The sequence below is a fragment of the Pseudomonas sp. KK18 genome, assembly GCF_037094675.1.
Classification (GTDB): Bacteria; Pseudomonadota; Gammaproteobacteria; order Pseudomonadales; family Pseudomonadaceae; genus Aquipseudomonas.
Genome location: NZ_CP146605.1, coordinates 2,199,534 through 2,213,891 on the forward strand (window position 1 = coordinate 2,199,534; position 14,358 = coordinate 2,213,891).

General features: G+C 62.1%; 11 protein-coding genes. 7 read left to right on the forward strand and 4 right to left on the reverse strand.

The annotated features are described in order from the left end of the window. The first annotated feature begins 2 nt into the window (after positions 1-2). The 4 genes from V6607_RS09930 (at position 3) to V6607_RS09945 (ending at position 5,830) form a co-directional block, all read left to right on the forward strand. Positions 3-638 (forward strand): DsbA family protein, encoded by a 636-nt coding sequence (locus V6607_RS09930; protein ID WP_008433236.1) that lies wholly within the window; start codon positions 3-5, stop codon positions 636-638. Beyond that, a complete protein-coding gene (locus V6607_RS09935) occupies positions 631-2,451 on the forward strand; it encodes an ABC transporter ATP-binding protein (RefSeq protein WP_338743762.1) in 1,821 nt (606 codons plus the stop codon). Before V6607_RS09930 ends, V6607_RS09935 begins: the two co-directional genes overlap by 8 nt. Before the next feature lie 75 nt (positions 2,452-2,526). Beyond that, complete coding sequence (locus V6607_RS09940; RefSeq protein WP_134326025.1) at positions 2,527-4,989, forward strand: EAL domain-containing protein; 2,463 nt, start codon at positions 2,527-2,529, stop codon at positions 4,987-4,989. A 46-nt stretch (positions 4,990-5,035) separates the two neighbouring features. Next, a complete protein-coding gene (locus V6607_RS09945; RefSeq protein WP_003216731.1) occupies positions 5,036-5,830 on the forward strand; it encodes an iron-containing redox enzyme family protein in 795 nt (264 codons plus the stop codon). Positions 5,831-5,851: 21 nt separating this feature from the next. On the opposite strand, the gene V6607_RS09950 is transcribed toward V6607_RS09945, so the two are convergent. The 4 genes from V6607_RS09950 to V6607_RS09965 all read right to left on the reverse strand — a co-directional run bounded on the left by V6607_RS09950 (position 5,852) and on the right by V6607_RS09965 (position 10,484). Beyond that, entirely contained in the window at positions 5,852-6,778 is a 927-nt protein-coding gene (locus tag V6607_RS09950) for a GGDEF domain-containing protein (protein ID WP_003216729.1), read from the reverse strand. A gap of 168 nt (positions 6,779-6,946) precedes the next feature. Continuing rightward, positions 6,947-8,221, reverse strand: coding sequence for an MFS transporter (locus V6607_RS09955; RefSeq protein ID WP_003216727.1), 1,275 nt, complete (start codon positions 8,219-8,221; stop codon positions 6,947-6,949). Positions 8,222-8,402: 181 nt separating this feature from the next. After that, positions 8,403-9,557, reverse strand: coding sequence for an acyl-CoA dehydrogenase family protein (locus V6607_RS09960; RefSeq protein WP_102605272.1), 1,155 nt, complete (start codon positions 9,555-9,557; stop codon positions 8,403-8,405). Positions 9,558-9,626: 69 nt separating this feature from the next. Further along, entirely contained in the window at positions 9,627-10,484 is an 858-nt protein-coding gene (locus tag V6607_RS09965) for an IclR family transcriptional regulator (RefSeq protein ID WP_134326026.1), read from the reverse strand. Positions 10,485-10,747: 263 nt separating this feature from the next. Between V6607_RS09965 and V6607_RS09970 the strand changes: the two genes are divergently transcribed. From V6607_RS09970 to V6607_RS09980, 3 genes are read left to right on the forward strand one after another with little or no spacing between them, the layout of a single operon-like run. Then, positions 10,748-11,533: an enoyl-CoA hydratase gene (locus tag V6607_RS09970; RefSeq protein ID WP_134326027.1), complete on the forward strand. Its 786-nt coding sequence runs from the start codon at positions 10,748-10,750 to the stop codon at positions 11,531-11,533. Positions 11,534-11,535: 2 nt separating this feature from the next. Further along, the gene (locus V6607_RS09975; protein ID WP_134326028.1) at positions 11,536-13,065 is read left to right on the forward strand and encodes a 3-hydroxyacyl-CoA dehydrogenase; all 1,530 of its coding nucleotides are present in this window, start codon (positions 11,536-11,538) and stop codon (positions 13,063-13,065) included. Between the two features lie 26 nt (positions 13,066-13,091). After that, the gene (locus V6607_RS09980) at positions 13,092-14,324 is read left to right on the forward strand and encodes a CaiB/BaiF CoA-transferase family protein (RefSeq protein WP_003216714.1); all 1,233 of its coding nucleotides are present in this window, start codon (positions 13,092-13,094) and stop codon (positions 14,322-14,324) included. Positions 14,325-14,358: the final 34 nt, after the last annotated feature.

Below are 14,358 nucleotides of genomic sequence, written 5' to 3' on the forward strand. Positions count from 1 at the left end.
CCATGTCCGCACGCCTGCTCTATGTAATGGATCCGATGTGCTCCTGGTGCTGGGGTTTCGCCCCGGTGGCCAAGGCGCTGGTTGAGCAGGCCCAGGCCGCAGGCGTGGAGCTGCACCTGGTGGTGGGTGGCTTGCGCACCGGCAGTGGCGCGGCGCTGGAGCCGACGACCCGGCGCTATATTCTTGAGCATTGGCAGGCCGTGACCGACGCCACCGGCCAGCCGTTCAAGCGTGAAGGTGCACTGCCTGATGGTTTTGTCTACGACACCGAGCCGGCTTGCCGCGCCGTGGTCACTGCCCGCAGCCTGGCGCCGGATTGCGCGTGGAAACTGCTGGGCCTGATCCAGCAGGCGTTCTACGTCGAAGGGCGCGATGTGACTCGCGCCGACGTATTGGTGGAACTGGCCGAGACCGCTGGTGTGCCGCGTATCGAGTTCGCCGAAGCTTTTGACCGCGCCGACCAGCACGCGGCCACCGCGGCGGATTTCACCTGGGTCCAGGACCTGGGCATCGCCGGTTTCCCGACCTTGCTGGCGGAGCGTAATGGGCAACTGGCGCTGCTGACCAACGGCTATCAGCCGCTGTCCGAATTGGCGCCGCTGCTGAGCCGCTGGCTGGAGCGAGCTGCCTGTGCATGATCAGCCCGATCCCGTTGAGCAACCCAAGCGTGTCGACCGGCTGACCTGGGCGGAAGTCCGCCGCCTGGCGCTGCATCACAAGAAATCCCTGTGGATCGCCAATGGCGTCGCCGTGCTGGCAACCTTGTGCAGCGTGCCGATTCCATTGCTGCTGCCGTTGCTGGTGGACGAAGTGCTGTTGGGCCATGGCGATGCGGCACTGAAGGTGATGAACCACGCATTGCCCCTGGGTTGGCAGAAGGCCGCCGGCTATATCGGCCTGATGCTGCTGGTGACCTTGCTGCTGCGTTGCGGCGCCCTGGTGTTCAACGTGCTGCAGGCGCGGTTGTTTGCGCGACTGGCCAAGGACATCGTCTATCGCATTCGCGTGCGGCTGATCGAGCGCCTCAAACGCATTTCCCTCAGCGAATACGAAAGCCTGGGCAGCGGCACGGTGACTACGCACCTGGTCACCGACCTGGACACGGTGGACAAATTCGTCGGTGAAACCCTCAGCCGGTTCCTGGTGGCGATGCTCACCCTGGTAGGCACCTCCGGGATCCTGATGTGGATGCACTGGAAGCTGGCACTGTTGATCCTGCTGTTCAACCCGCTGGTGATCTACGCCACGGTGCAGTTGGGCAAGCGGGTCAAGCACCTGAAGAAGCTGGAAAACGACAGCACGTCGCGGTTCACCCAGGTGCTCACCGAAACCCTCGATGCGATCCAGGAAGTGCGTGCCGGCAATCGCCAGGGCTTTTTCCTCGGTCGCCTGGGCCGGCGGGCCCAGGAAGTGCGGGATTTTGCGGTCAATTCCCAGTGGAAAAGCGACGCCTCCAGCCGCGCCAGTGGCTTGCTGTTCCAGTTTGGTATCGACATCTTCCGTGCGGCGGCGATGCTGACGGTGCTGTTTTCCGACCTGTCCATCGGCCAGATGCTCGCGGTGTTCAGTTACCTGTGGTTCATGATCAGCCCGGTGGAACAGTTGCTGAACCTGCAATACGCCTACTACGCGGCGGGCGGGGCGCTGACGCGGATCAACGAACTGCTGGCCCGCGCCGATGAACCGCAATACGCGGGCGGTGCCGATCCGTTTACCGGACGCGAGACGGTCGGCATCGAAGTGCGCGGCCTGAATTTCGGCTACGGCGAGGAACTGGTGCTGGACCAGTTGAACCTGAACATCGCCCCGGGTGAAAAAGTCGCGATTGTCGGCGCCAGCGGCGGCGGCAAAAGTACCCTGGTGCAACTGTTGCTGGGGCTGTATACGCCGCAGGCCGGCAGCATTCGCTTCGGTGGTTCGACCCAGCAGGAAATCGGCCTGGAGACGATTCGCGAGAATGTCTCCGTGGTGCTGCAGCACCCGGCACTGTTCAATGATACGGTGCGCGCCAACCTGACCATGGGCCGCGAGCGCAGCGACCAGGCCTGTTGGCAGGCGCTGGAAATTGCCCAGCTGGATACGACCGTCAAGGCGCTGCCGCTGGGCCTGGACAGCGTGGTCGGACGCTCCGGCGTGCGCTTTTCCGGTGGGCAGCGTCAACGCCTGGCCATTGCACGGATGGTGCTGGCGGAGCCGAAAGTGGTAATACTCGACGAGGCCACCTCGGCCCTGGATGCGGCAACCGAATACAACCTGCACCAGGCGCTGGCGCGGTTTCTCAGTGGCCGTACCACCTTGATCATCGCCCACAGGCTGTCGGCGGTGAAACAGGCGGATCGGGTATTGGTGTTCGATGGCGGCCATATTGCCGAAGATGGCGACCATCAGCAGTTGATTGCTGATGGTGGCTTGTACGCCAAACTTTACGGACACTTGCAACAAGTGCGGTGATTTAGCCTACGCTGAGCTATCAGGAGCGGTTTTCACTCGCGTGCGTATTTTAGTTGTGCATGTGCAAGGGACCTCATGAAGCAAAAGCAGACTCTCGGAACCCCTCGGTTATTGGGCATTGTGTGGCCTTTTATCGCCGTCGTGCTGTTCCAGGCATTGTTAGGCTGCGTCAGTCTCTACGTACTCTCGGCGGTGCGCGGTTATGTGGCGGGCGAAAGCCTGTGGTCCAAGGGCCAGAAAGACGCGATCTTTTACCTGACGCTCTACGCCGACAGCCGCGACGAAGCCACCTTCCTCAAATACCAGAACGCGATTGCCGTACCCCAGGGCGGGCATGAGCTGCGGCTGGCCCTGGACCGCCCGACGCCGGACCTGCCTGCCGCGCGCCAGGGCATCCTCAAGGGCGGTAACCACCCTGACGACGTTTCCAGCCTGATCTGGCTGTACCTCAACTTCCGCCATTTCAGTTACCTGGAAAAAGCCATCGAACTGTGGACGGTGGGCGATGGCTACCTGGTGCAACTGGACGACCTGGCCCAGGAGATGCACCGAGCGATCATGGCCAATCAGGTCAGCAGCAGCGACGTACACCGCTGGAAGCAGCGGATCTTCGCCATCAACGACGGGGTGACGCCGGCCGCGAAAGCCTTCAGCGATGCCCTGGGTGAAGGCTCGCGGATGATTCTGCGCCTGCTGCTGGTGACCAACCTGGCCACGGCACTGGGCTTGATCGTGCTGGCGCTGTTGCGCACCCACAAGCTGCTGGCCCAGCGGCATGCGTTTGCCGACGCGCTCCAGTTGGAGAAGGAGCGGGCGCAGATCACCCTGGAGTCGATTGGCGACGGAGTGATCACCACCGATGTCGACGGCGCCATTGCGTATATGAACCCGGCCGCCGAAGCCCTGACCCATTGGAAAGCCGCCCAGGCCCAGGGGCTGCCGCTGGCGGCGCTGTTCAACCTGCTGGACGAAAATGCCCAGGCCGACGGCTTTACCCTGATCGAACATATATTGGGTGGCCAGCTCGGTGGGGGCAGCGAGCACTCCAAGCTGATCCAGCGCCTGGACGGCACCACCGTGTCCGTCACCCTGGTGGGCGCGCCGATCCGCAGTGCCGGCAAAGTCGTCGGCGCGGTGCTGGTGTTGCACGACATGACACAGGAACGCCAGTACATCGCCAACCTGTCCTGGCAGGCCACCCACGACGCCTTGACCGGCCTGGCCAACCGCCGCGAGTTCGAGTTCCGCCTGGAGCAGGTGCTGCACAACGTCGGGCGCCAGCAAACCGGGCGCCATGCCTTGATGTTCCTCGACCTGGACCAGTTCAAGCTGGTCAACGACACCTGTGGGCATGCCGCGGGGGATGAACTGTTGCGGCATATCTGCGCGCTCTTGCAGTCCGACCTGCGTGAAGGTGACACCCTGGCCCGGCTGGGGGGCGACGAGTTCGGCATCCTGCTGGAGAACTGCCCGGCGCCGGTGGCGGAAAAAATCGCCGAAAGCCTGCGCCACACCGTGCAGAGCCTGCACTTTGTGTGGAAGGGCAGGCCGTTTGTCACCACTGTGAGTATTGGCCTGGTGCACATCACGCACGCCCCGACCACCCTGGAGACTTCCCTGCGAGCCGCCGACATGGCGTGCTACATGGCCAAGGAAAAGGGCCGCAACCGGGTGCAGGTGTATCACGCCGATGACTCGGAATTGTCCCTGCGCTTTGGCGAGATGGCCTGGGTGCAGCGCCTGCACATGGCGCTGGAAGAGAACCGTTTTTGCCTGTACGCCCAGGAAATCGCGCCCCTTGGGCACACCGAACAGGGGGATGGGCATATCGAAATCCTGCTGCGCCTGCATGACGAGGCGGGGCGGATCATCCTGCCGGACAGTTTTATCCCGGCCGCCGAGCGTTACGGCTTGATGACCTCCCTGGACCGTTGGGTGGTGGAGAACGTGTTCAAGATCATCGCGGGCTGCATGCGTGAGCGCCTGGGCCGGCCCATGGCCATGTGTGCGATCAATCTGTCAGGCACTACCATCGGCGATGAGGACTTTCTTGGGTTCCTGCGTGAGCAATTCATTGCCTATGGCATTCCACCGGAAATGATTTGTTTTGAAATTACAGAAACCAGCGCTATAGCGAATTTGGGTAGTGCGATTCGTTTTATCAACGAGCTCAAAGAGTTAGGGTGCCATTTCTCCCTGGATGACTTCTGCGCCGGGATGTCCTCGTTCGCATATCTTAAACATTTACCTGTAGACTTCTTGAAGATCGATGGAAGTTTCGTAAAGGATATGCTGGACGACCCGATTAACCGCGCTATGGTCGAAGTGATCAATCACATCGGTCATGTCATGGGTAAGCGCACAATTGCCGAATTTGTCGAGACACCCCAGATCGAACAAGCCTTGCTTGAGATCGGGGTCGACTACGCTCAGGGATACCTGATCGAGCGACCGCAGTTGTTTACCTTTGATAGTTTGCAGTGTCGACCTGTGCGACCGCAGCCTCTGTTATTCAAGGCGCCTGGCACGTTCCGATGAAACATTTGCTGGTCTGTACATATCACAAATCAAAAGGAGCCCGACAGTGATCGACACATTCAACAGAACCGGCCCGCTTATGGAAGCCTCAAGTTACCCCGCCTGGGCGCAACAGCTGATCCAGGACTGTAGCGAGAGCAAGCGTCGCGTTGTCGAACACGAACTGTACCAGCGCATGCGCGATAACAAGCTCAGCGCCAAGACCATGCGCCACTACCTGATTGGTGGCTGGCCGGTGGTTGAACAGTTTGCGTTGTACATGGCACAGAACCTCACCAAGACCAAATTTGCCCGCCATCCTGGGGAGGACATGGCGCGCCGCTGGCTGATGCGCAATATTCGCGTGGAACTCAACCACGCCGATTATTGGGTGCATTGGGCCCGCGCCCATGGTGTCAGCCTGGAAGAATTGCAGGCACAGGAAGTGCCGCCGGAGCTGCATGCACTGAGCCACTGGTGCTGGCACACCAGCTCGGCCGATTCGCTGATTGTCGCGATTGCCGCCACCAACTACGCCATCGAGGGGGCCACTGGGGAGTGGTCCGCCGTGGTGTGTTCCACCGGCGTCTATGCCGCGGCTTTCCCTGAGGAAGACCGCAAGCGCGCGATGAAGTGGCTGAAGATGCATGCCCAGTACGATGACGCACATCCCTGGGAAGCCCTGGAAATCATCTGCACTCTGGCCGGCATGAACCCGACCAAGGAACTGCAGGTAGAGCTGCGCCAGGCGGTCTGCAAGAGCTACGACTACATGTACCTGTTCCTGGAACGTTGCATGCAGCTGGAAAAGTCGGTGGCCGCCCCCCGCAAACAACCGGCCCTGGTTGCCAGCGAGGCGTAAACGGGGTGATGGCGGGGTAAATTACCCCGCCATTGCCAGCCGATTGCGGCCTTCACGCTTGGCCACATACAAGGCACTGTCCGCCCGGCGCAACAGGCTCTCGGCGGACTCTCCCGCCAGCAAGGTCGAGCAGCCCAGGCTCACCGTCAATTCGATCCGCTCATCATCCGCCCAATAATCCTGGGCCTGTGCCGCCTGGCGCAGGCGCTCGCCGACCATCGATGCCGCGTCCCGGCCGGTGTTGGACAGCAGGATCAGAAACTCTTCCCCGCCAAACCGGAACACCATGTCCACATTGCGCAGCTGGCTCTTGATCGAGGCGGCGACGGCCTTGAGCACCTTGTCGCCCGTGGCATGGCCGTGGCTGTCGTTGATGTGCTTGAAGTGGTCGATGTCCAGCATCAGCAAGGACAGGGGTTGCAGGTGCCGGCGAGCCATGTCGATTTCCCGTTGCAGGGTCTGGTCCATGGCGATGCGGTTACCGGTTTCGGTCAGTGGGTCGCGCAGGGCACTGCGAGTCGCCGCACGGTAGAGCAGGGCATTGCGCATCGGGTAGAGCAAGGTGGCCAGCAGCGATTCCAGGTTGGCCAGTTCGTCTTCGAGAAAGCGTTGGTTGCGCCGAAACACCAGTTCGCCAAGGTGCTCGCCTTCATGGCTGAGGGCATAGCTCACCGAATGATGGCCGCGGTGACCGTACTCCAGGCGCAGGTCGCTGGCTTCGTGGCGGTATTGCAGGGCGTCCAGCGGCACCAGGCGTTGGATCTCGCGGAAGAACAACGCAAGGATATGCTCCGGCTCCAGGCTGGTTTGCAATTGCATGCCCAGTTGCTGGCGAAGTTGCTCAACCGTCGCGGGGCGTCGTGTAAGAAGGGAAGGCTGACCAAAGCCCAGGCGTTGCAATTTGGCGCTGTCGAAGTCAATTGCGTTGGTCTGGGTCGGTGTTTTCATAAGCGAATGAGCCTCTAAGCACAAAACTGTCTTACAGGCTGGGTGAGAGCGTCGTACTGTTCCTTCAGTTCCGTAGGACTGACGTACAGTCTAGCCCGGTTTGCCTAAGGGTATAACTGCCGCACGTCTTATAGCCGGGGCCGCGTCGCCGCGGGCCCCGGGTTGGGCTTATTGTTTTTGCGGGTCGAACTGCTTGTCACGGATAAACAGCGCTGGGATTACGCCGCAGATAAAGTACGCGCCGCCCATGACCAGGAATCCCACGCCAATCGAGCCATGGGACGCCAGGAAACCAATGGCTGCCGGTGCCACCGCCGCGCCGATTCGGCCAATGTTGTAGGCGCCGCCCACTGCCGAGCCGCGAAATTTCGCTTCGAAGCTTTCGGTCATGTAGGTCGCATTCACGCCATAGGGGATGCCGTACAGGAAGCCGAACACAATCAGCATCCACAGGATGTTGTCCGGGCTCTGGAACAGCACGATCACCGGCAGGAAAATCGCCGTGCCCAACGCGCCGACGGCGAACACCAGGCGCCGGCCCAGGCGGTCTGCCGCGAGCCCGGCGAGGATCTTGCCGAAAATCATCGCCGCGTAGGTGCCGACCATGTAGCTGGTCATCGACTTGAAGTTCATCCCCAGCTCGCCTTCCAGGTACGACGGCATCCAGTTGTTCACGCCGTAGTAGCCGAACTGCAGGAAGCCTGCGGTCAGTGCCCAGAGGATAAACATGCGGCTGGCTTTCGGGTCGCTGAAGATCAGCTTGAACATGCCGTCGGGTTTCTTCGCCGACACGCGCTTGATGCCTTCGGCCTTTTCCCGGGCACGTTCGGCCTGGGCCTTGATCCAGGCTTGCGGCTCCGGCACCAGGCGTTGCATCAGTACGGCGAGGATCACCGGGATGATCGCCACGTAGAACAACCAGCGCCAGCCGTGGTTCGGCAGGATCCAGCCGGCGAGCAGGGTGGCGACGATGTAGCCCACCGACCAACCGGCCTGCAAGGTGCCGAGCACGGTGGTGCGATAGCGGGTCGGCACGTATTCGGCCATCAGGGTGTTGCACGCGACATACAGCGCGCCGAGGCCCAGGGACGCGAAGAAACGGGTGCTCGCGAACTGCCAATAGCTGTGGGTCATGCCCAGGATCGCCGTGCCGGCGGAGAACAGCACGATGCTCCAGACCACGGTTTTCACCCGGCCAAAACGGTCACAGGCCCAACCGCCGTAAATCCCGCCGATGGCCATCCCGGCCAGGGTGAAGCTGCCCAGGCTGCCGGCTTCGACGCTGGTCAGGCCGAACTCGGCCTTGAGGCTGCTGAGGCTGTAGGACAGCAGCATCAAGTCGGCACCGTCGATCAGCAGGCCGAGGAAGCAGAAGATGAATACGATGATCCACAGTTTGTTTTGCGCGGGCGACAACGCACCCGCCGAAGCGGCGACTTCCATAGCGATACCTTGTTGTAGTTGTTAGGGCACAAGTTATGGGTGTTGCGGTAATGCGGTTGGAACACGGTCACTGTAGGAGCTGGCTTGCCTGCGATGGCATCGCCGCGGTGTTACTGCCAGACCGAGTTGTCTGCATCGCAGGCAAGCCAGCTCCCACATGGGTTTTGTGTTGTTCCCGGGTTCAGTGCTTGGCCTCGCGAATCATGTTGCGGGCGATCACCAATTGCTGGATCTGCGTAGTGCCTTCATACAGGCGGAACAAGCGCACATCGCGATAGAACCGCTCGATGGCGTACTCGCTCACATACCCGGCACCGCCGTGAATCTGCACACAACGGTCGGCCACCCGACCGCACATTTCCGTGGCGAACATTTTCGAGCAGGACGCTTCGGTGCCGATGTTCAGGCCTTCGTCACGCTTGCGCGCAGCGTCCACCACCATGCAGCGGGCGGCGTAGATCTCGGCCTTGCTGTCGGCGAGCATCGCCTGGATCAGCTGGAACTCCGCGATCGGCTGGCCGAACTGCTTGCGCTCCAGGGCGTAGTTCAGGGCATCGTCGAGCATGCGCTCGGCGGCCCCGACGCTGACGGCGGCAATGTGCAGGCGGCCCTTGTCGAGCACCTTCATTGCGGTCTTGAACCCCACGCCTTCGACGCCACCGATCAGTTGGTCGGCCGGTACGCGCACGTTGTCGAATATCACGTCGCACGTGTGGGCGCCTTTCTGGCCCATCTTGTGGTCGCGCTTGCCCAGAGACAGGCCGGGGGTGTTGCGCTCGACAATGAATGCACTGATGCCGCCCGCGCCCTTGATGTCCGGGTTGGTACGGGCCATCACCGTGTAGATCCCGGCGTGGGGGGCGTTGGTGATAAAGCGCTTGGTGCCGTTGATGACATAGTGGTCACCGTCGCGCACCGCCGTGGTTTTCAGCGAGGCGGCGTCGGAGCCGGAGTCCGGCTCGGTCAGGCAGAACGAACTGAGCAGTTCACCGCTGGCGAGTTTTGGCAGGTAGTGCTGCTTCTGCGCCTCGGTGCCGTCCAGCAGGATGCCGATGGAGCCGATGCCGTTGTTGGTGCCGAAGTAGGAGCGGAATGCCGGCGAGGTGCGGCCCAGTTCGAAGGCCACGTTGACCTCTTCTTCCATGGTCAGCCCGAGGCCGCCGTAGGCTTCAGGCAGGGTCAGGCCAAACAGGCCCAGCTCGCGGAACTGGCTGACGATATCCGCCGGGACGTCATCGGTCTCGGCCAGTTCGTTTTCCCGGGGGATCAGCGCCTCGTTGACGAACTGCTGCAGGGTTTCCAGCAACAGATGAAGCGTTTCGGGGTCTCGGATCATGTGCATTCCTCAGCGGCCCGTTCGGCGGGCCTGTTGTCGTCAATCTGCCGAGGCCTTGCACCGATCTGTCTAACGGGCGGCGGCCTCGATGTTGTTCACCATGTGCTTGAGACGGGGCCCGATGTCGTCCTCGAGTTTCTCCCGGGAAAGGTGAAAACTCGGTCCGCCACAGTTGAACGTCAGCAGCCCATGTTGTGCATGCAGCAGCGGTACGGCGATGGCGTTTACATCGCGGTGCCACTCACCGATCGACATGCAATAGCCGAAATCGGTGTAATCCCGGAAGGCACGTTCCAGACCCTTCCTGATGCCCGGCCAGTCCGCCAGATGACGCTGGCGGATATGGTCGAGGATAAATTCCCGCTCGTTTTCCGGCATCGCTGCCAGGCAGGCGCGGCCTGCGGAACTCAAGTGCAACGGCAACCGTGTGCCGACCTGGCGGCGCATGGTCATGTTGGCTTCACCCTGGACCACGTCCAGGTAAACCATGTCCAGGCGGTCCCGCGTGGCCATCGCCACCGCGGCCTGGGCGTACTTGGCCATCGTCTCCATCAGCGGATGGGCCACGGCCCGCACCGACAGGTTCGACAGCATTGCGTAACCGAACGCCATCACGCCCACATCCAGCTGATACCGGCCTGACTGCGGCAGGTGCTTGAGATAGCCCAAGCGGGTCAGCGTATGGGTCATCCGCGTAATCGTCGGCTTTGGCAGCCCGGTCTTGCGCGCCAGCTCCTGGTTACCCAGCACGCTTTCGCTGGGGGTGAAGCAGCGCAGCAATTCCAGGCCACGGGCCAGGGCGGTGACGAACTGGCGGTCCTTGTCTTCTTCCTCGTCGGCATTCATCGGATCGATCAGCAAGTGCTCGAATGCGTGGTTGCCGGCAGGTGTTTCGGGTGTGTTCGGGTCCAGGTTTCGACGGCGCATGTTAGTCCCCCTTTTTTTAGAAAATCAACAAAACAAAATTGTATTCCGCACAGCGAAACTAATCAACTTTGCGTGGCGTTGTCTTTTTGTTTAATAAAACTCGTCTAAACAACGAGTTATAGCCCGATTTATCGGAGGTTCAGGTTTTTACGTTTACATCACGGCAACTCGGTCCTTATGATTATCGCTAAATACGGAATGTTGTTTCGCATAGCGAAACTGGCGATATCCGAACTAACAAGAACATTGCAGCAGGAGAATTTGTGGCCAGCCTCGACCAACCCGTAGTGCACCTCGACGTCCAGGACAATGGCGTCGCCGTGGTACGCATCCACCGTCCCGAAGTGAAAAACGCCTTGAACGCCCAGGTTCGCGAAGAGCTGGCCGAGCACTTTCGTGCCCTGGCCAAGCGCCGTGATGTGCGCGCCATCGTGCTTACCGGCGGCGACCAGTTCTTCGTGGCCGGTGCCGACATCAAGGAATTCGCCAGCGCCAGCCCGATCGAGATGTATCGCCGCCACACCGAATACCTGTGGGAAGCCATCAGCCGCTGCCCCAAGCCGGTGATCGCCGCGGTGAACGGGTTTGCCCTGGGCGGCGGTTGTGAGCTGGCCATGCATTGCGACCTGATCGTCGCCGGGGAATCGGCGCGCTTCGCCCAGCCCGAGGTCAAGCTGGGCCTGATGCCGGGCGCCGGTGGCACCCAGCGCCTGGTGCGCGCCGTGGGCAAGTTCCAGGCCATGCGCATCGCGTTGACCGGCTGCATGGTCAAGGCCCCGGAAGCCCTGGCCATGGGCATGCTCAGCGAAGTGGTGGCCGATGACCAGACCATCCCCCGCGCCCTGGAACTGGCCGCGCAGATGGCCGCCTTGCCGCCACTGGCGGTGGAACAGATCAAGGAAGTGATGCTGGCCGGCGCCGACCTGCCGCTGGAAAGCGCGCTGGTGTTGGAGCGCAAGGCCTTTCAACTGCTGTTCGATTCGGCAGACCAGAAGGAGGGCGCCGCGGCGTTCTTCGAAAAACGCACCGCGAACTACCTGGGGGAATGACAATGGCTGATTCAATCAAGATCATGGGCCTGGTAGGCACCGGCGTGATGGGCGCCGGGATTGCTCAGATTGCCGCTCAGGCGGGCGTGTTGGTGCGCTTGTTCGATGCCCGCGACGGTGCTGCGCAAACCGCTCGGGATAACCTCGGCGCCACGCTCTCGAAGCTGGCCGCCAAGGGCAAGATCACCCAGGCAGCGGTGGACGCTGCGCTTGCGAACCTGCAAGTCGCCGCCACCATTGAGGCGCTGCACGACTGCGACCTGGTGGTGGAGGCCATTGTCGAAAACCTCGACGCCAAGCGCGGCCTGTTGCAGCAGCTGGAAGGTGTGGTCAGCGCGGCGTGCATCCTCGCCACCAACACCTCGTCGCTGTCGGTCACGGCCATCGCCACCGGCTGCCGACACCCTGAGCGGGTCGCCGGGCTGCACTTTTTCAACCCGGTACCGTTGATGCGCGTCGTCGAAGTAATCGACGGCCTGGCCACCGCACCGAAGGTCGGCGATGACCTGTTGGCCTTCGTTGCCCGTACCGGCCATCGCGGCGTGCGCGCCAAGGACACTCCGGGTTTCATCGTCAACCACGCCGGCCGTGCGTACGGCACCGAAGCCTTGAAGATGCTCGATGAAGGCATTGCCGAGCGCGGCGACATCGACCGTATCCTGCGTGAAGGCGCAGGCTTTCGCATGGGGCCGCTGGAACTGCTGGACCTCACCGGGCTCGACGTTTCCCACCCGGTGATGGAGTCGATCTACAACCAGTTCTATCAGGACCCGCGCTACAAACCATCGCCCCTGACCCGCCAGATGCTGGTGGGCGGACGCTTCGGGCGCAAGAGCGGGCAGGGCTTCTACCGCTATGAAAATGGCCAGGTGGTGGACGGCCCGCAGCCGCAGCCGGTGCCTTCCATCAAGCAATTCCCGCCGGTATGGATCGCCACCGAAAACACCGACGACTACGAGCGCCTCAGCGCCCTGGTGATCGAGTTGGGCGCGCACCTTGAAAGCGCGGCGCAGCCTTCGCCTGAAGCGTTGTGCCTGCTGGCGCCCTACGGCCTCGACGCCACCTCGGCCAGCGAGCGCTTCCACACTGACCCGGCACGCACCCTGTGCATCGACCTGCTGACCGACCTGTCGCGCCACCGCACCCTGATGCAAAACCCGCTGACGTCCACCGCCACCCGCGATGCCGCCCACGCGTTGCTCGCCAGTGACGGTGTAGGCGTGACGGTGATCAGCGACAGCGTCGGCTTCGTTGCCCAGCGCACCCTGGCGATGGTGGTCAACCTGGCCTGCGACATTGCCCAGCAACGCATTGCCAGCGTCGACGACATTGACCAGGCCGTACAACTCGGCCTGGGTTATCCACAAGGCCCGCTCGCCTGGGGCGATGCCCTCGGGCCACGGCGCATCCTCACGATTTTGCAACGCATGAGCGAACTCACCCACGACCCGCGTTATCGCCCCAGCCCCTGGCTGCGGCGGCGTGCCGTGCTGGGGATTTCCCTGCGTCATGAAGAGCCGGCAGTCGGCTGATTTCGATTCATCACAGGACAAGAATAATGGGTGCATTGACAGGTTTGCGGGTGCTGGACTTAAGCCGGGTATTGGCCGGGCCCTGGTGTGGCCAGGTGTTGGCCGACCTGGGCGCGGAAGTGATCAAGATCGAACGGCCACAGAGTGGCGACGATACCCGCGGCTGGGGCCCGCCGTGGATGAAGACCGACACCGGCGAGTCATCCGGGCAGGCGTCTTATTACCAGTCCACCAACCGCGGCAAACTATCCGTGGCCATTGACCTGGCCACCAGCGAAGGCCAGGAACTGGTGCGGGCCCTGGCGGCCAGCTCCGACGTACTGATCGAAAACTACAAGGCCGGTTCCCTGGCGCGTTATGGCCTGGATTACGCGACCCTGGCCGAGATCAATCCACGGTTGGTGTACTGCTCCATCACCGGCTTCGGCCAGACCGGCCCGCGCGCCGAAGAACCCGGCTATGACTTCATCATCCAGGGCATCGGCGGCCTGATGAGCATCACCGGCGAGCGCGACGACCTGCCCGGCGGCGGCCCGCAAAAAGTCGGCGTGGCGTTCTCCGACCTGATGACCGGCCTGTATTCCACCGTCGCGATCCAGGCCGCACTGCTCAGCCGCGAACGCACCGGCGTTGGCCAACACATCGACATGGCGCTGCTGGACGTACAAGTGGCAACCCTGGCCAACCAGAGCATGAACTACCTGGCCTCGGGCAAGGTGCCGCAGCGTTTCGGCAACGCCCACGCCAACATCGTGCCGTACCAGGTATTCCGCGCCGCCGACCGCGACTTCATTATTGCCTGCGGCAACGACAGCCAGTTTGTAGCGCTGTGCCACAGCATCGGTTTGCCGCACCTGCCGGAAGACCCGCGCTTTCGGCGCAATGCCGATCGGGTTGCGCATCGGGCGGAGATTGTCGAACTGTTGTCGGCGCACTTCCTGGGGCGCACGGCGGACGAGTGGGTGGCGAGTATTCACGCCTCGAAAGTACCGGTGGGGGCGATCAACAACATCGCGCAATCCCTGGAAGAGCCGCAGGTGATTGCCCGTGGGTTGATGGTGAAGATCCCGCATCCCAGGAATCCGCAGTTCGAGATGGTCGGCAGCCCGATCAAGATGTCGGGCACGCCGGTAGAGTATGTAAGGCCGGCGCCGATGTTGGGGCAGCATACCGATGAGGTACTGGGCGAGCGCCTCGGGTTGTCGGCAGAGCAGTTGGGGCAGCTCAAGGCAGGAGGGGTGATTGAGCAACTTGACTGAAGGATGGCGGCCCATAAGGCCGCCATCTTTGCGC